Here is a 17510-nt window from a genome sequence, read left to right as displayed (position 1 = left end):
GATCACCCCGATTCCAGGTGATCTTTGCCTGCTTCAGCCTGTTATCCGACACGGCGCGACGGGCGCAGTTCCAGCATACGCAAACGATTGCCTTCTGCTTATGCATCGGTTGCAGGGAGACTGTCAATTCGGCGTCGCCCCCGGTTTTGCGCTTGATTCGGGGTAGATCACGGTGCCGTCGGGCTGGGGTAAAGCCTGCGGCGTAAGCGTCGCGGGCCTGACCTGATGAGGGCCCATGATGTGCAGCACGGTCTCACCTCGTGCCAGCAGATAATCCGCCACAATCCGCCGATGACACCGCCACCACACGGCTTCCGAGCACATGACCGCGCACCGCCGCGCGTGGCCGAGGTCTAGCAATTCTTCCAGCGCTTCGCGGAAAGGGTCGCCCAGTGCGTAGTCGGCGTAATTGCGGAACGCCGGATGGGTCCAGTAGGTGTTCGGCGACGGTTGGTCCGTGTCGCGCTTGCTGCGCCGGCCGCCCAGCGCTGCCATATGCACGTAGGCAACACCCTCTGCACGGAGCGAAGCCGGCAGCGTGTCCAGGTTGAATTGCGGATTGGTCCGCGATCTCGGAATGCTGCGGATATCGACCAGCATTTCAATCTCGCTTTCTTTCAGCAAGGCGGTAAATTCCGCCAGCGGACGCGTCGAATGACCAATGGTGAAAAAAGGCCCGTTCATCTGGCGGTCGATTGGTCCGGCCATCCAATGCACCCGTCAGGACCGGTCTTCCAGATATTCCCGCCGTCCACCGCCGGACAGCCACGGCTCGCGACGGATGCACCAGAGTTCATAGGATGGGTCGAGAAAACCGGTTTCGTCGAAGGCGCCAATCGGCAAGTCGATTTCGTCATTGTTGACATACGCCATGTAGGCGACCGACCCGCATACCGGACAGAAGTGACGGCGGGCATCGGCGGAGCTTTGCCAGGCTTTGGTCACACCCGACATGGTGACCTGCTCCTCCGCATACACCGCGTACGCGCCAAACGCCGAACCATGCACGCGTCGGCATGTCATGCAATGGCAAAGTCCGACGCGATCCGGCGCGGCCGTCGCCGTAAAACGCCACGCACCGCACGCGCAGCCCCCTTCATGTCGAACTTCCTGATCCGTGTCCTGAATCATGTCGTTCATCGCAGCCTCCCTATAATCTGGTATCTGTTATCTACTGGCATGCAGGACCCTGACACCGCTGGCAGCGGCGGCCATGGCAACAATCTTAGTAGCAATCCGCGTGGTAGCAACCTGCGCGCCGCATCGGCTTTGCGACGTGCAAAAAAGTGCGGTTTTGCTACGATGACACCCCACGAGACGGAGATGGCACTCATGAAGCACGTATCCCTGCTGGCTCTGCTCCCCTCCGGCGCAACGGTTACCGCAGCGAGCGGGCCGTACGCGACACCGGCCGCGTCCGATCTCGCGGCCTACGTGCTGTCGCACGAACGCTATGACGCGGCCGTTAACGCGCCGTCTGCGCGCAAGGATTACAAAAACGTGCACGTCGCGGATATCTTGACCGACGAATATGTGTTCCCGCTCGGAGAAACCGGCAAGTCGATCGTGCTGTCGGGTTACCAGCTTGCGGCAGGATTTCTCGCTGAACGGGCCGCCGACGAATGGCTCGAACTCGCGCGCGAACAGCACGCGGCCAATGGTGGCGCAGACAGCGACGGCACGCGGCACGTACCCGATCCCGCTGAAGCCGATCAGTTGATGGACCGTGCGCTCGAATCCGCGGAACGCATTCTTGCGCCGTTCGAAGCGGCGCCGGTTGCGTCGTTATTCGAAACGCACTATCGCGGCGCTCGCGAATTTCTCCGCCTGAGCTGGGAAGGTTTGCCGGAAGACCTGGTGCCCAAGTCGCGCCGGCCGGCCGTGGTGCTGAAAGCGGCTGCGGATCTGGCGCCGGCATCGGCCACGCAGGACTACGACCCCTACGGGCTGCAGGGCACAAGCGATTACGACGTCGACAAGCCATTGGCGTATCGTGAAAAAGCCGGTGAAAAAGCGGGTGAAAAGATCGGCCCGTTCCTGCTGACCATGACCTATCGCCATGAATATCCGCAGGTGGACGACGAACGGCTCGGCACCGCGTTCGCGGTGTTTCACGAGGCGGGCACGGATATCGTCGCGGCGGCGCTCGAGCTGAAACTCGTGAAAGTGCCGCCCATCCAGAGCAGCGCGGACCTCGTTTATGTCCTCGATACCTACTCCGGCGAGATGCTGTCTCTCGCGCTCGCCGCGACCGAAGCGCTCGGGGCCGAGCGCCTGTGCAGCGTGTTCAATACGCACCGGGTGGTATATATCAGCACGTGGGAAGTGAGGAAACCGTGGCGCGGTCAAGGCTTGGGGGTCGCGTTGCTGCGTGAGGCGTTGCAACGCCTGCCGGCAGACCCCGATGGCCGTCCCGATGCGTTATGCGTCGCGCCCGAGCCCTATCAGACCGAAGCGCGTTATCTCAGTCAGTTGCCGCCCGCATTGCGAGCCGAGGTCGACGCGCCCGCGCAAAGGCTCACCCGGCATCTGACCGAATGGCTGGATCATGCAAACCTGCCGAACGTGAAGACGCATTTTTTCATCCCGATGGCCAAGCACGAAGGCATTGGGTCGGCGGGGGAAAACGCGCGGCTGATCGACCGGATCATGGAAAGTGAAGCCTGATCCGGTGCTTGTTGTCATCGATATGCAGGCGAGATTGTTGCCGCATATCGATAACGGCGCGGCTGTGCTGAAGCGTTGCTTAACGCTGGTGAAAGCAGCCGGTTTGCTCGATATCCCGGTCCTTGTCACCGAGCAGAATCCGCTCCGCCTTGGCGCGTGCGTCGATGGCCTGATTGGCGAGCGGCAGCGCGCGATCGAGAAGGACACCTTCGACGCCACGCTGTGCCCGGACTTCGTGGCAGCGTTGCCGTCGAAGGAAACTGTGCTGTTCGTGGCCGGTTGCGAAGCGCATGTGTGCGTGTTGCTGACCGTGGCCGGCTTGCTGAAACTGGGCTATACGGTGGAACTGATCGCCGATGCGGTCGGTTCACGCGCCCCGGAGAATAAGGCAATCGCGCTGGCTCGAGCGCAGCGCGAGGGCGCGCTTCCTACCACCACGGAAACCGCGATCTTCGGCTGGTTGGGAAGCTGCCGGCATCCGCGTTTCAAGGACGCATTGGCGCTGATCAAATAGCATCGGGAAATGCGCCGCGAGCCATGCACGCCAGTCATGGCTGGCATGAGCAGATTTCGATTGTTGCGGGTTTTTGGCCTGCCTAGAGTGCTTGCACGCGTACGGTCACGTAGCGCTCCGGGATGTCGAGTGGATACCGCAAGTCAATACCGCGAGTAGATACCGATTTCCCGCTCTCCGACTTTTCTGCCCAAGGCCACCATCATGACGACTCGCCTTTCCCGCCTCGCCCGGCGCCTCTTCGTGGCTGCGGCTTTCGCCGTGCCCTTGGCGGTCACGGCCACCTTCGCCCACGCGGATGCCCTCGATACCGTCCAGAAAAACGGCGTGCTCCGGGTTGGCGTATTCATGGACTATCCGCCGTTCGGCTCTATCGGTCCGGACATGAAACCCCAGGGTTATGACATCGAGATGGCCGACTATCTGGCCAAGACGATGAAGGTTAAGGTCGACCTTGTACCCATCACCGGCGAAAACCGCATTGCCTATCTCGCCACCGGCAAGGCCGACGTGCTGTTGAGCGTGGGCCAGACGCCGGAGCGCGACAAGGTGCTCGATTTTTCGCGGCCGTATGCGCCGTACTATCTCGCGGTGTTCGGACCGAAGTCGTTGCCGGTGAAAAGCGAAAAGGATCTCGCAGGCAAGACGATCTCGGTGGCGCGCGGCACGCTGGAAGATTTGAGCGTGACGAAGGTCGCGCCGCCGGACGCGACCATCAAGCGTTTCGACGATCCCAATGGCGCCATTTCGGCGTTTCTGTCGGGGCAGGTTCAGTTGTTGGTGGTGGGTAACGACGTCGGCGCAACGATCATCGCGCGTAATCCGCCGATCGCGCCCGAGCAGAAATTCCAGCTTTTTAGTTCACCCGACCATGTTGCCGTGAACAAAGGCGAGACACGCCTGCTGAAGGAAGTGGATGGGGCTGTGCTGAAAGCGAAGAACGACGGCACGCTGAACAAGCTCTCGACGAAGTGGCTCAAAGCGCCGTATCCGAGCGATTTGTAAGCAAGCTCAGTGTTGTCGATGTGAAACTGCCACCGCGAGGTGGCAGTTTGCATTTCTGGTTGTGGTGGTACCGAGATCAACTTTAAGCCGCCCTTACCTCGTCGAGCAAATCAGGGTGGTGATCCAGTATCTTCAATAGCTTGACCAAGGCCAACGGCGGTTTGGTCTTACCGTTCTCGTAGCGCGAAAACGCGTTGACGCCACCGCCGAATATTTCAGCAGCTTCGCGTTGATCCAGTGCAAGCTTCTTACGGACGCCTGCAATAAAAGCCGGATCGACAATCGATGCATTCACTTGTTTGTTGAATTCAAGCATTGCCGCGCTGACGCGCGTCGACTCGGATAAATCAAAAATAGCCTCGCTACATGCGGGGCAGAAATCACCGGTCACATCTGGAATGACGGTCGACTCGCCCTTGTATGTGTATGGCACGTCGCGCGTGTCATGCACCAGCTCTGCCGCCGCGCAAATTGGACACTTCATGTTCATAGCTCCTTGAAGGACACGACGAGCACGTCATCAATGACCGTCAATTTCAGATAGACCGGTCCTGCGGGCGTAGTCGGTTGATACACGTCCTGCCAGACACGGTGATCGGCGTGCGTGGTCATGCTTTTGTAAAAGTCGGTTGAGACCAGCGCTTTGACTACGCCGATGACTCCCTCGAAGTCAAAGCCCAGCGCAGCTCCGCCGGCGAGTGCCGACAAAGTTGAGCGGACTTTACCCGCTTCGATCAAGGCGATAATGAGAGACAGTTTGCAGTGCGGGACGCCTTTTTCCATGCAATCAAAATAACCTATTTGGTTATTTTTAGCAAGGGTGTGTTGGCCGATTTTCCGATATGACAAAGGCGCCACTTCTGCGGCACTTCCAGGTCACTTTCGCGCCATCAAATGAGTGATCGGATGGAACCGGGAAACGGACATCGAACCTGCCAACGCGTAGTAAGCGCAGAGAACCCCAACCTTTCCCGCTCCGCGATTTACCGATGAATGTAGCCCTTACCTGCAATCCTGAACGGCAAACACCGCAGGGGCGCGGCGCGCGTCGATGGCATTGGATTTGCTGACTCTCATCGTCTCCATTCGCCTCATTGGCTTGCACCCGGCAACGCCCAAGCGAGTGGTGCCAGCGCCCCTGTCAGCCAGACACGCCGCCACCCCAGACGCGTCCAGCCAACGCAGCGCCAACTCGACCGAGCGAGGAGCTTCATATCGCCATGCGCCACATCAACGTCCCCCGTAACAGCAACGCGGACCCCGAATCATCCGAAGCAATAAAACCGTCCCGGCGCAGGTTCCTGCAATCCGCAGCAGCCGCGGCAGCCGTCACCGCCGCGCCGCTCGCCCATGCGCAGCAACCGGCGGCGACTTCCGCACCACCGCCGCCAACGCCCACCACCGCCGCGCCGCTCATGCCCGTGAAGCTGACCATCAACGGCCATGCTTACGAAATGCAACTCGAAGCACGCACGACCCTGCTCGACGCATTGCGCGAATACGCGAGCCTCACCGGCACGAAGAAAGGCTGCGACCGGGGCCAGTGCGGCGCGTGCACGGTCATCGCGAACGGCCGCCGCATCAACTCGTGCCTGACGCTCGCCGTCATGCACGAGGGGGAATCGATCGTGACCGTGGAAGGACTCGCCAACGCGCAAACGCTCAGTCTCAGTCCGATACAAAAGGCTTTCATCGATCACGACGCCTTCCAGTGCGGTTTCTGTACGCCCGGCCAACTGTGTTCGGCCACCGCGCTGATCGATGAATTCCGGGCCGGCGACGCCAGCGCCGCGACCGCCGATGTCCGCTACCGTCCGCCCCAACTCTCCGACGATGAAATCCGCGAACGCATGAGCGGCAATATCTGTCGCTGTGGTGCGTATCCGAACATTGTCGCGGCGGTGAAAACCGTCGCGATCAATAAAGCTTAGGAGCGCAAAATGGATGCTATTTCCTACGAACGCGCCACTGACGTAAGCGCGGCGATCAAGGCAGCGCAGCAGCCGGGTGTCGCGTTTATCGGCGGCGGAACGAATCTGCTCGACCTGATGAAAGGCGGCGTCGCAAGGCCAATGAAGCTTGTCGACATCACCCATATAGCCGGCTTGAACACGGTGAGCGAACTGCCCGACGGCGGCCTGCGGATCGGTGCGCTGGTTCGCAACAGCGACGCCGCGAATCATGCATGGATTCGCGGGCGTTATCCGCTGCTGTCGCAGGCGTTCCTCGCGGGTGCATCGGCGCAGTTGCGCAACATGGCCACCGTCGGCGGCAACCTGATGCAACGCACACGCTGTTATTACTTCTACGACACCGGCTTTCCCCAATGCAACAAACGCACGCCCGGAAGCGGCTGTGCGGCGATAGAAGGCAACAGTCGCATCCACGCAATTTTGGGTGCGAGCGCGCAATGCATTGCGACGAACCCATCCGATATGAACGTGGCGCTCGCCGCACTCGATGCCCTGGTGCACGTGAACGGTCCCCAGGGTGAACGCACGATTGCGTTCGCAGAGTTTCATCGTTTGCCGGGCGATCATCCTGAAGTCGATACCACGCTGCAACCCGGCGAACTGATCACGTCCGTCGATCTGCCGCCGCCGCTCTTTGCACAGCACTCGCATTATCTGAAGGTACGTGACCGCGCGAGCTACGCGTTCGCGCTTGTGTCGGTGGCCGCCGCCTTGCAGATGGATGGCAACACGGTGAGGACAGCGCGTATCGCGCTGGGCGGCGTCGCGCACAAACCGTGGCGTGCCACGGCGACCGAGCAAGCGCTCACTGGCCAGCCGTTATCACGCGACACGTTGCGTAGCGCCGCGGCGCTTGCCGTTCGCGACGCGCGGAGTTATCGCGAGAATGGCTTCAAGATCGAACTGGCGCAGCGCGCGATTATCCGCGCGGTGTCGACTGCAGGAGGTGTGGCATGAGTGTTCTTGGACAACCGCTCGACCGCACCGACGGTCTTCTGAAAGTCACGGGCCAGGCAAAATATTCCGCCGATAACCCCGAAGCGAAGCTCGCGCATGCGGTGCTGGTGACAAGCACGATCGCGCATGGCAGGGTGGCTTCAATGGATACCGCGCGCATACAGGCCATGCCCGGCGTGCTGCTCGTGATGACGTACGAAACCGCCATGCGCCTGCCCAATGGCGGCAAACCGAATGCCGAGCCGCCGGCCGTGCGCAGGTTGTCGCTCCTGCAAACCGACGAAGTGCGCTACAGCAATGAGCCGGTGGCCGTAGTCGTTGCTGATACGCTGGAACGTGCAACCGATGGCGCCCGCAAACTCCAGGCATCGATTCGATACGAAGCCGCGACGCCCAACGCGGACTATCAGCGCGCGAAAGGCACCGCTTACCAGCCGGAAAAAATGATGGGGCGGCCGATCAACACCCAGCGCGGCGATGTCGCAGCCGGCCTGCGTCAGGGCACGACGAGCCTCGACGTGGTCTACACCACGCCGAACGAACACCATAATCCGATGGAGCCGCACGCCACGCTCGCCCGCTGGGACGGCCCAAACCTAACCCTCTACGATGCAACCCAAGGCGTCTCCGGCGCACGCGGCGCGGTGGCGAAAACGCTCGGCATCAAGGAAGAAAACGTGCGGGTGCTCTGCCCGTTCGTTGGTGGCGGTTTTGGATGCAAGGGCTCTGCGTGGTCGCATGTCGTGCTTGCGGCCATGGCCGCCAAGCAAACGGGCCGGCCGGTTCGGCTCGTGCTGGAGCGTCCGCAAATGTTCGGCATGGTCGGCAACCGGCCGTTCACGGATCAGCACATCCAGCTCTCGGCCCGCGACGACGGCACGCTCACCGGCATGCGCCATGATGTGATCTCGACCACATCGACGTTTGAAGACTGGAACGAAAGCTCGGCCATCCTCACGCGCATGCTGTATGCCGTGCCGAACCAGGCGACCACGCACAAACTGGTGAAACTCGATGTCGGCACACCGACGTTCATGCGCGCGCCCGGCGAAACGAGCGGCTCATTCGCGCTCGAATCCGCGATGGACGAAATGGCCTACCAGCTGAACATGGACCCGCTTGCGTTCCGGCTAAAGAACTATGCCGAGATGGAACCGCAGGAAAAGAAACCGTGGTCGGAGAAGTCACTGCGCGAGTGTTATCAAATCGGCGCCGATAAATTCGGCTGGTCGCGGCGTAATCCCAAGCCGCGTTCCATGCACGACGGCAACACGCTGATCGGTTTCGGCATGGCGACCGCAACGTATCCGGCGAACCGCAGCGAGGCATCCGCCATTGCGCGCATCTTGCCGGACGGCACGGCGATAGTCGCATCGGGTACGCAGGATCTCGGCACCGGCACCTATACCGTGATGACGCAAGTCGCCGCCGACGCGTTAGGTTTCCCGGTAGACAAGGTCGAGTTCGCGCTCGGCGACTCGTCGCTGCCGCACGCGCCGGTGTCGGGCGGTTCGCAGTCGGCGGCGAGCGTGTCGCCCGCAGTGCGTGAGGCGGCGTCGCAGGCACGCGCCAAGTTGATTGCCATGGCGATAGCGGACTCGGGATCGCCGCTAAGCGGGGGTTCCATCGACGACATCACCGTCAACAACGGCTGGGTCATCAGTCGCGCTGACCCATCGAAGCACGATCCGGCTGCCGCGGTGATCGCGCGCAACGGCGGCAAACCGATCGAAGCCTTGGCGACCACCAAGCCCGGCGATGAGAAACAGCAGTTCGCGTTTCACTCGTTCGGCGCGGTGTTCACGGAAGTTCACGTCGATGCAGACCTGGGCACGATCCGCGTGCCGCGCATTGTGGCGGTGTATGACGTCGGCAGCCTGCTCAACGAAAAAACCGCTCATAGCCAGTTGATGGGCGGTCTCGTGTGGGGCATCGGCTCGGCATTGACCGAGAAGAGCGAACTCGATACGCGCTATGGCCGCTACACCAATGCCAACCTTGCCGAGTATCACGTGCCGGTGAACGCTGATATCGGTTTGCTCGACATTACTTTGCTGGGCACACCCGATCCGCATATCAACCCGCTCGGCGCGCGCGGGATTGGCGAGATCGGCATTACGGGGGCGGCGGGATCGATAGCAAATGCCGTGTATCACGCGACCGGCGTGCGGGTGCGCGATTTGCCGATCACGCTCGACAAGGTGATGCCGAAAACAACGGTGTGACGTTTTTGCCGGGAAAACCGCGCGGCTGCGCTCCGGCGCTTGCCGCGCGGCTTTTTTTCGTGCTTGCGGTGTATCGTGGTGCTTGTCAAAATCGACGATTCTTACTATCAGGAAGCCGGCCATGAGTTATTCATCGAGTGCGACCGGCATTCTGCTTGCAGCCGGTTACGGTTCCCGCTTCGATCCAAGCGGTCTTCACAACAAACTTCTCGCCACGCTTCCGGACGGCACGCCGGTTGTATTTCAGTCCGCTCGACGGTTGCTGTCGGCGGTGTCGCGGGTGGTGGCCGTGGTGCGGCCGGGGTCGGAGAAGCTGGCGGAGGTGTTGAACGAAGCGGGCTGCGACGTGATGTTTTCCATCGATGCCGAGCGCGGCATGGGCGCGACGCTTGCCGCTGCAGTTCGCGCGACGCAGGACGCGGAAGGCTGGCTGGTCACGCTTGGCGATATGCCGTGGATCGAGCCCGGGACGGTCGAGGCGGTGGCGCGATCGCTGGACGCGGGGGCCTCGATTGTTGCGCCGTTTTACCGCGGGCAAAGGGGACATCCTGCGGGGTTTGGCGCCATGCATCTGGAGGCGCTCAGCGCGCTCGACGGCGACGCCGGCGCGAGGGCGTTGTTTATGTCGGAAGCGGTTCAGCGCATCGACGTTGAGGACGCGAACATTTTGCGCGATGTGGATTTACCGGAGGATTTGCAGTTGCATTGAGATGTTGAAGCGATCGAGCGCTATCCGTCCATATAGCATCCGGAACCGAACTTCATGGGAGATCTGATTGCTCCATTGCGATAAAAATGCCGCAACAGTCACGCTGTCGGCAAGACGCAAATCACATTGGCTCGCGCATCCGATCCCCAATCTCTCAAGCCGCCAACGCCCCATCCTCGTCTGTCTCCGCCAAAAAACATCGCCGACTCACATCCACCAGCGTCGCGCCAAACCCCTTCAGCGCGCGGAAATCCGTGCGCGCACTCGTGACCACTCTCGGTAAAGCGCTCCATGCGATCGATGCCCCGTCCGCAATCAACGCTTCCACCAGCGCCACGTCCTCGCTGTGTTCGAGCGGCGCGAAGCCGCCTACCCGCACATACGCTTCCGCCGATACCCCCATGTTCGCGCCATGAATGTGCCGATGACCGTCGGCATCGGTATAAGTGCGCGCGAAATGTTCCCGCACGGCCGCCAGATGCGGCGACCAGTCGTGGACGGCGATCACGCCGCACACCGCATCGGCGCGACAATCGAGCTGCCGGGCCAGCCAGTCATCGGCGACGACACTGTCTGCATCGGTGAACGCCAGCCAGCGCGCGCCCAGCGACAACGCGCGGTGCGCCCCCTCCGCCCGCGCCACGCCTACATTGCGCGCGCTCACACTGAGCACGTCGGCCCCCAGCGAGGCAGCGATAGCGGCGGTATCGTCGGTGCAATGATCGACGACCACGATCACGCGCACGTCCTCCCCCAGCAATTCATGATGATTCGCCGCGCGTTTTGCCGCGCTTACGCACGCCCCGATATGTGCCCCTTCGTTATGAGCGGGAATGACGATGCCAAGCATGTTGTTTTCTCCCTTCGCATTTTTGGCGTCCAGATTGCCCGGACACGGTTGCCGAAGGACACAGCAATGGCTATTCCCAGTGAATTGAAAGATCTGCCGGCACCCAGGCGAAATGTGGGCAAGCGAACATTGGAAGGGGTAGACGTTTGAACCGCGGACAATACTGAGATGGCGCAGGCGTGCCTGGAGTACACACGCACTCAGAAAACGAAGCAGCGAGTGGGCCGGCTTCGCCTGTTCCACGAGAAGGCCGTTTTCGCAGAAAACAGCATCGGGCGGCTCAATCGGCCATCTGATCGTGAAACTTGTTGGCAGCCCTTAGCTCGACCATAACCACCATGGAAGCATTCGACTTTGGACTTTTACCATGTTGCTACTGCCGCCGAGGTTTGCAGGCTTCAGCCTCAACCGAAGTGCTTGGCGGCGTTTCCATTGAACCGATCTTCCGGCGATCCTGAGCCATCCTTACCTTGACGGGATTTCATTAGCCCCTGTACGGATATGTCGATATTGTGATCTATCAGGGTGAGCGCCGTACCAGCAAAGGACAGCGCAATTGACGCGAGCGCGTCAGCCGGGACGTTATCCAGTTCCGATATCTGGTTCACCGGGATCACGACACTCTTTCCACGCGGGAAATGGATCATGATCACGGCCTGTTCCGGGAGATATTTCACACCGTCCGCAATACTAGGGAAAGCACCGGAACGAGCGCCATGCAAGGCGCTCTGGATGGTCTCGAAAGCAGCGTTGAGCTTGAACATTGCGCCGACCGGCCGACGCTCCAAAACGAAAAGCGTGTCGCTTCCCTCGTCGAGATCGACAGGTTTCTCGTCAGGCGCGTTGATGATTTTCATAACTTGATCCCTACTTGCGTGCGGTCTGCCAAGTGCAGCACAGTCAGACGCTCGGCGGGATCGTACGTTCCCGCCTGGATGTTGACCAGCGTCCTTCCCGCCAGATTCGGCTTCACAACGTACTGTTTTGCGTCGTCCCACGCCTGATTTTCCAGGCAGGTGTTTTTTATAGCTTCCATCCAACTTTCCCTGGCCACGGGCAAGCGATCCTTGACAATGGCAATGACGTCGCTTTTCACTTGAGAAGGCACCCTGGCGGTATCCGGAATGACATCCAACAGACTCACCCCGTTGTGCCAGAACGAAAATTCAAACCGTGCGGACCAGTCGCCGCCATCCAGATGCACATGCGGCGGACAATGCTCGTCTCTTGTGAGCACAGCGATTCGCCTCCCCTTATATTGACCCACTTTCATCGATTTTATTCTCCCTTGTTTGCGCGAAGGTTGCTAACAACTATCGGCGAAATAAGCATCCCGACGTGGTAAATATTACACACGAGCAATCGACCTCTGATAGCTGTCCGAATGGCTAACGAGTAAAACCGCCCGAAACATTTTGAGATCCAACTGAAACAACACGTAACCAGAGTCAACTTTCCTGAAAGCTTGGCGTTAACCCGTGGACAGCGCCAATCCTGGCGACGATTTTCAAGGCAACCGACTCCATGGCCGCCCTTCCGCTTTCAGCACTCCAGCACCGTCGGCAAAAACAAGGCCACGCGGCGCTCGTTCCGAGATCCGCCGGGCAACTCAAGGCGGAACACGACCGCATCGTCGGGCGCGCGCAATTTTTCCTCCATGCGACCATCGCGCTGGCTATCTTGGGTGTGATCGTCGTCGCCGTGCTGCCGTTCTCGTCCATCCCCGACGACTTCAGTTTCGGTGCCCAGGAAGTGGTCGGCGTGGCGGTGTTTGCGGCGTGCCTGTTCCTGCTGCATGAGCGCACGGAACTCACGCTGCGGCTCTACAACTACGAACCTGTCGAACAGACCACCCAGGGTGAGCTGCGCGCGCTGCTGCATCGTGTCCCCGAAGGCATCTCGTATCAAAACGCCCTCGCCGCCGACAACCGGACGTTCGTGACCGTGGAAGCGGAAGAAATTCGCCGTCGCGCCGATGCATTCAAACCGCAAGCCGAAGGTCTGGAACCGGCAGAAAGCTGATCGTCGTGCGTTTCGCCGGATAAACCGCGGCGAAAGACATCGCAAAAAAACACCGTTTACCGGGTGAAAATCCGGATGTGAACGAATTTGAAAGCCGCCGCCCCGCATTCGCGGGCCGGCGGCTTTCATTTTTATGCTCGCGCGGCGAGTCTGTTTTTTGCTGGATGAATTACGTCCGCGAACGCATTCCCGCCGTTCGCCCTGTTCACCCGCGGAGCGACACAGCCATGAGCAAGCAACCTCGCATCGAGCAATACGACCATCCGGCCGGCGGCTGGGGCTCGGTCAAAGCCGTTTCATCGATACTTATGCGAGAGCACGTCGCCGTGAACGGCACGCGGGTGCTATTCAAGCAGAACAAGCCGGACGGTTTTGCGTGCGTGAGTTGCTCGTGGGCTAAACCAGCCGATCCGCATCTGTTCGAGTTCTGCGAAAACGGCGCAAAAGCCACCGCCTGGGAAATCACGACCAAACGCGCGACGCCCGAGTTCTTCGACCACCACACCTTGGCCGCGCTGGAAGCCTGGAGCGATTTCGAGCTCGAGTCGCAAGGCCGGCTGACCCACCCCATGCGCTACGACGCCGCGACCGATCGCTATCTGCCCATCCCGTGGCAACAAGCCTTCGATGAGATCGGCGAAAAGCTTCGCAGCTTCGATCCGAAACGCGTGGTGTTCTACGCATCGGGCCGCGCGTCGCTGGAAACCTCCTACATGTACGCGCTGCTTGCCCGTTTATACGGTTGCAACAACCTGCCGGACAGTTCGAACATGTGCCACGAGAGCACGTCGGTGGCGTTGCCCGACACCATCGGCGTGCCGGTTGGAACAGTGACGCTCGAGGACTTCGAGCACGCTGACTGCCTGTTTTTCTTCGGCCACAACACCGGCACAAACGCGCCTCGCATGCTGCATCCGCTGCAAGAAGCGCGAAAACGCAATGCGCAGATCATCACGTTCAATCCATTGCGCGAGCGCGGGCTGGTGAGCTTCGCGAACCCGCAGTCGCCAAAGGAAATGCTTTCGACCGAGGAAACCTGCATCAGCACGCAATACCATCAGGTGAAGATCGGCGGCGACATAGCGGCGATCACGGGCATTTGCAAGTCGCTGATAGAAGCCGACGACAAAGCCCGTGCAGCCTACAAACCACGCGTGCTGGATGCGGATTTCATCGCGGAACATACGCACGGTTTCGACGCGTTCGCCGACGCCATGCGGGCCGCCGACTGGAAAGAGATCGAGTCGATGTCAGCGCTAACCCGCTCCGCACTCGAAGCGGCCGCGGCCGAATATGCGCGCGCGAAGGCCGTGATCATCTTGTACGGCATGGGCATCACGCAGCATCGGGAAGGCGTGCTTGCCGTGCAGATGCTCACGAACCTGATGCTGCTTGGCGGCAATATCGGCAAGAAGGGAGCCGGGATCTGCCCGATTCGCGGCCACTCGAACGTGCAGGGGCAGCGAACCGTTGGCATCACCGAAAAACCTGAGCTCGTCCCCATGGACAAGCTCAAGGATCTGTATCAATTCGAGCCGCCCCAGGAAACCGGCTTGACCACCGTGGATACCTGCGAGGCCGTCAGGGACGGCAATCTCGACGCGTTTATCGGGCTCGGTGGCAATTTCGCGCGCGCAACTCCCGATCAGGGCGTAATGGACCCGGCGTGGATGCAACTGCCGCTCACCGTGCAGATCGCGACCAAGCTGAACCGCAGCCATATCGTGCACGGGCGCGCGGCATATTTGCTGCCCTGTATTGGCCGGATCGAGATGGACCGGCAGGCGAGCGGCGAGCAGACGGTGACCGTGGAGGACAGCACGGCGTGCATTCACGCATCGAAGGGAATGGCTGAGCCGGCGAGTGAACACTTGCTGTCGGAGCCGGCTATTGTCGCCGGGCTGGCGAAGGCGATCCTGCCGCCGAATCCAAATGTCGACTGGGATGCGTGGGTAGGCAATTACGGGCTGGTTCGTGATGCCATCGAGCGCACCTACCCCGAGCAGTTCAAGGATTTCAACCGGCGCATGACGCAGCCTGGTGGTTTTCATCGGCCGTTGCCGGCTGCGAAACGCGAGTGGAAAACAAAAACCGGCAAGGCGAATTTCATCGTGCCGGATGGTTTCGGTGAAGACCCGGACATGGACTTCGACGGCGAACGCACGCTGCGTCTGATGACCACACGCGGCGACAGCCAGTTCAATACGACTGTGTATTCGCTCGATGACCGTTTCCGCGGCGTGTATGACACGCGTGACGTGCTGCTGATGAATCAAGCCGATATGACCCGGCTGGGCTTAGCCGAAAACGACGCGGTCACGGCAATCACAGTCGCGCAGGATGAGGTATTGCGCGAATTGGGCGGTCTGCGCGTGCATGCGTTCGACATCCCCGCCGGCTGTGTGATGGGCTATTACCCGGAGTGCAATCGTCTGATACCGGTGTCGCATCACGCGAAACGCAGCAAGGTGCCGGCGGCCAAGGCGATCCCTGTGCGCCTGCGGAAAATGGCGGCCTGAAGGTAGTCTGAAGGTAGTAGCTAGAGGGACGTCCCGGGGATGAAAGCGGCACTCCTTTAATTGCCATCGGGCTGCGGGACGCGAGCCATCAGGCGTGAACCGTTGCCCGCATGGCGCCCGGCCGTGTTTAACGTGCACGGCCAGAGTTTGCGGACCTGCCTTTCAGTCCGCATGCGTCTATGCTGGAGGACACGGCATTCACTATCGACGACAGAACAAACCGAGGCGCACTCATGAACCACGTGAACAACTTCCAGTACCCGAGATACGACATGCAGACCAACCCCATCCCCGACCCGCTCGCCGATCCAAACCGCGATCCCGAGGCAGACCCGCTGTCGCCGCCGTCGCCCGGACATCGGCCGGATGAGCCACAGCATCCCGACGCGCCACCGGATGGGCATCCTATCTAAATAGACTCGTTATCAACCATTGTTATGACACGGCTTCCGTTTTGCTCGCCAACGGCGACCACCGAGGTGACCGCGTTGCCTTCGGCGGCAGATTCCCGGGTGGGATCGAAGAAAATCTTCGCACCGCGTTGATAGTTAAAAATGAACAGCACAATCGACGCGGTAGATGCCAGCAACACGCAAAACATGAACACCGCGCGATAACCCCACGTTGCTGCCACGAATCCCGACGCAACGCCCGCCAGCACGGAGCCGGTGCGCATGGTGTTGAAAAACAGCGTGGTCGCCCGGGCCAGCGCGCCAGGCATCAGTTCCTGAAAGTACGACATGCCAAGACATGACGTCACCGCGACCACGACGGCGTTAAGAATCTGTAGCGGCACGAGCACCCACAGGTTGGGCGCGAGCGCGATGCCCGCGAAATACACGATATGCGACAGCGACGCGAACGCGATCATGTTCGCCTTGTTGATGCGCCGGGACGCACCGCCGAGAAAGAGCATCATCGGAATCTCGGCGAACGCGCCAAGGCCGACCATCTGCGCGACGTGCGCGGTCGTGCCGTGCAGCTGATCGACAATCAGCACCGGCAGCATGATGGTCGCGATCGCCGAGCCCATGCCGATCAGCGTAAAACTCACCAGCGCGGCATATACATGCGCGTTTTTGGCTTGCGGCGGAATTTCGCTGGTGGTTTTATCGGCGGCTTCAAAGGTGTCATAGGCCTTGGGTTCACGCATGCACAGCACGATGAAACCAGCCACCGCGAACGCGCCCGCCGCCGACAAGAACAGTCCATTAAATCCCGATACCCCCAGTACGATCGCGCCCACCGCCGGGCCGAACACCCACGCGCAGGACAGTGTGGTGCGCAAGGTGGCCATCGGCAGTTCGGTATGTTCGATGCCTTCCGCGTGCAGCCTCGCTTTGCCGAACGTGAAAAGTTGCGGGAACACCGCCGCGCCGATGCTCAGGAAGACACAGCCGAAGATCGTCAGCAACACGTAGTTGCGCGTGACGCACAGCAATGCGTAACCCAGCGCCGACCCCGCGATGGATAGCAACACAATGCGTTTTTTATCGGTCCGGCGATCGGCGATACGTCCGAGATAGGTACTCACGATCACACTGCTCACCGCGGTCAGCGTCATGAAGATGCCTAGCCGAACCGGCGTCATGTGCGCCTCGGTCGCGCCGAACAGCGACGTGTACGGCACCGCGAATGAGGACGCGATGCCTGACAGGAACATTGCGAGGGAAATGCCGGGATAACCGGGAAGACGGATCAGCGCGAGAAAAGTCTTGAATACGGCGTTCATTGAAATTCACGTTGGCGGCCAAGGTCCGTCGCGTGACGCTCGTGGCGAGCGAGAAAAACGACGTTCAGCGGGCACTTAAACACGCGCTCACGTTTTTTTCAATGACGTTTTCTTTTGGTTGCAGACTAACGAAACCTCTTCCGGGATAAACGAAACCGATCTGGCGATTAGCAACGAGAGCGGATCGTTCGCAAGCGCCTGCAATCGTGCAAGGCGTTGGCGTGTCTGTGCCAACGGGCCGATGGAGGCGAATGCGAGAGTCTGATCTCCTCTGCCTGGGCGTGTCGAAACGGTGAGAAAACCACCGGAAACGAAGAACTTGCTGCCAAGTACCAGA

18 protein-coding genes are annotated in these 17510 nt (G+C 60.5%); 10 read left to right on the top strand and 8 right to left on the bottom strand.

The features are described from left to right. Nucleotides 1-123 precede the first annotated feature (123 nt). Nucleotides 124-684 carry a DUF488 domain-containing protein gene (locus HB376_RS23945; protein ID WP_213766145.1) on the bottom strand — a complete coding sequence of 187 codons (561 nt, stop codon included), beginning with the start codon at nt 682-684 and terminating at the stop codon, nt 124-126. Between the two features lie 36 nt (nt 685-720). Next, nucleotides 721-1140 (bottom strand): GFA family protein, encoded by a 420-nt coding sequence (locus HB376_RS23940; RefSeq protein WP_213766144.1) that lies wholly within the window; start codon nt 1138-1140, stop codon nt 721-723. A 192-nt stretch (nt 1141-1332) separates the two neighbouring features. Between HB376_RS23940 and HB376_RS23935 the strand changes: the two genes are divergently transcribed. The 3 genes from HB376_RS23935 (at nt 1333) to HB376_RS23925 (ending at nt 4186) form a co-directional block, all read left to right on the top strand. Continuing rightward, nucleotides 1333-2667, top strand: coding sequence for an inositol monophosphatase (locus HB376_RS23935; protein ID WP_255631529.1), 1335 nt, complete (start codon nt 1333-1335; stop codon nt 2665-2667). Then, the gene (locus HB376_RS23930; RefSeq protein ID WP_346730560.1) at nt 2657-3181 is read left to right on the top strand and encodes an isochorismatase family protein; all 525 of its coding nucleotides are present in this window, start codon (nt 2657-2659) and stop codon (nt 3179-3181) included. The genes HB376_RS23935 and HB376_RS23930 overlap by 11 nt, the downstream gene beginning before the upstream one ends. A 204-nt stretch (nt 3182-3385) precedes the next feature. Beyond that, nucleotides 3386-4186 carry a transporter substrate-binding domain-containing protein gene (locus HB376_RS23925; RefSeq protein WP_213766143.1) on the top strand — a complete coding sequence of 267 codons (801 nt, stop codon included), beginning with the start codon at nt 3386-3388 and terminating at the stop codon, nt 4184-4186. A gap of 82 nt (nt 4187-4268) precedes the next feature. Here HB376_RS23925 and HB376_RS23920 read toward each other — a convergent pair whose 3' ends face one another. Both HB376_RS23920 and HB376_RS23915 read right to left on the bottom strand, forming a co-directional pair. Then, nucleotides 4269-4670, bottom strand: a complete 402-nt coding sequence (locus HB376_RS23920; protein WP_213766172.1) for a type II toxin-antitoxin system MqsA family antitoxin — start codon at nt 4668-4670, stop codon at nt 4269-4271. A 2-nt stretch (nt 4671-4672) separates the two neighbouring features. Next, nucleotides 4673-4969 (bottom strand): type II toxin-antitoxin system MqsR family toxin, encoded by a 297-nt coding sequence (locus HB376_RS23915; protein WP_213766142.1) that lies wholly within the window; start codon nt 4967-4969, stop codon nt 4673-4675. Nucleotides 4970-5406: 437 nt separating this feature from the next. Here HB376_RS23915 and HB376_RS23910 point away from each other — a divergent pair, with 437 nt between their 5' ends. The 4 genes from HB376_RS23910 to HB376_RS23895 all read left to right on the top strand — a co-directional run bounded on the left by HB376_RS23910 (nt 5407) and on the right by HB376_RS23895 (nt 10050). Further along, nucleotides 5407-6117 carry a 2Fe-2S iron-sulfur cluster-binding protein gene (locus tag HB376_RS23910; RefSeq protein ID WP_213766141.1) on the top strand — a complete coding sequence of 237 codons (711 nt, stop codon included), beginning with the start codon at nt 5407-5409 and terminating at the stop codon, nt 6115-6117. A gap of 9 nt (nt 6118-6126) precedes the next feature. Continuing rightward, nucleotides 6127-7116 (top strand): xanthine dehydrogenase family protein subunit M, encoded by a 990-nt coding sequence (locus HB376_RS23905; protein ID WP_213766140.1) that lies wholly within the window; start codon nt 6127-6129, stop codon nt 7114-7116. Next, nucleotides 7113-9341: a xanthine dehydrogenase family protein molybdopterin-binding subunit gene (locus HB376_RS23900; protein WP_213766139.1), complete on the top strand. Its 2229-nt coding sequence runs from the start codon at nt 7113-7115 to the stop codon at nt 9339-9341. Before HB376_RS23905 ends, HB376_RS23900 begins: the two co-directional genes overlap by 4 nt. A gap of 121 nt (nt 9342-9462) precedes the next feature. Beyond that, nucleotides 9463-10050, top strand: a complete 588-nt coding sequence (locus HB376_RS23895) for a nucleotidyltransferase family protein (protein ID WP_213766138.1) — start codon at nt 9463-9465, stop codon at nt 10048-10050. Nucleotides 10051-10204: 154 nt separating this feature from the next. On the opposite strand, the gene HB376_RS23890 is transcribed toward HB376_RS23895, so the two are convergent. The 3 genes from HB376_RS23890 to HB376_RS23880 all read right to left on the bottom strand — a co-directional run bounded on the left by HB376_RS23890 (nt 10205) and on the right by HB376_RS23880 (nt 12173). After that, the gene (locus tag HB376_RS23890) at nt 10205-10900 is read right to left on the bottom strand and encodes a glycosyltransferase (RefSeq protein ID WP_213766137.1); all 696 of its coding nucleotides are present in this window, start codon (nt 10898-10900) and stop codon (nt 10205-10207) included. 404 nt (nt 10901-11304) lie between these two features. Beyond that, a complete protein-coding gene (locus HB376_RS23885; protein ID WP_213766136.1) occupies nt 11305-11757 on the bottom strand; it encodes a DUF2442 domain-containing protein in 453 nt (150 codons plus the stop codon). After that, the gene (locus tag HB376_RS23880; protein ID WP_213766135.1) at nt 11754-12173 is read right to left on the bottom strand and encodes a DUF4160 domain-containing protein; all 420 of its coding nucleotides are present in this window, start codon (nt 12171-12173) and stop codon (nt 11754-11756) included. Before HB376_RS23880 ends, HB376_RS23885 begins: the two co-directional genes overlap by 4 nt. Nucleotides 12174-12424: 251 nt before the next feature. Here HB376_RS23880 and HB376_RS23875 point away from each other — a divergent pair, with 251 nt between their 5' ends. The 3 genes from HB376_RS23875 (at nt 12425) to HB376_RS23865 (ending at nt 15854) form a co-directional block, all read left to right on the top strand. Beyond that, on the top strand, nt 12425-12922 hold the full coding sequence (locus HB376_RS23875; protein WP_213766134.1) for a hypothetical protein: 498 nt from the start codon (nt 12425-12427) through the stop codon (nt 12920-12922). Between the two features lie 227 nt (nt 12923-13149). Then, nucleotides 13150-15441, top strand: coding sequence for an FdhF/YdeP family oxidoreductase (locus HB376_RS23870; protein WP_213766133.1), 2292 nt, complete (start codon nt 13150-13152; stop codon nt 15439-15441). Between the two features lie 233 nt (nt 15442-15674). Next, a complete protein-coding gene (locus HB376_RS23865) occupies nt 15675-15854 on the top strand; it encodes a hypothetical protein (protein WP_213766176.1) in 180 nt (59 codons plus the stop codon). On the opposite strand, the gene HB376_RS23860 is transcribed toward HB376_RS23865, so the two are convergent. Continuing rightward, on the bottom strand, nt 15851-17173 hold the full coding sequence (locus HB376_RS23860) for a sugar efflux transporter (RefSeq protein WP_213766132.1): 1323 nt from the start codon (nt 17171-17173) through the stop codon (nt 15851-15853). The genes HB376_RS23865 and HB376_RS23860 overlap by 4 nt on opposite strands. Nucleotides 17174-17510: the final 337 nt, after the last annotated feature.

Origin of the sequence: Caballeronia sp. dw_19 (assembly GCF_018449515.1) — a bacterium.
GTDB lineage: Bacteria > Pseudomonadota > Gammaproteobacteria > Burkholderiales > Burkholderiaceae > Caballeronia.
Note: the sequence above shows the minus strand (reverse complement) of the source record. Positions and strands in the feature narration are given on the sequence as shown.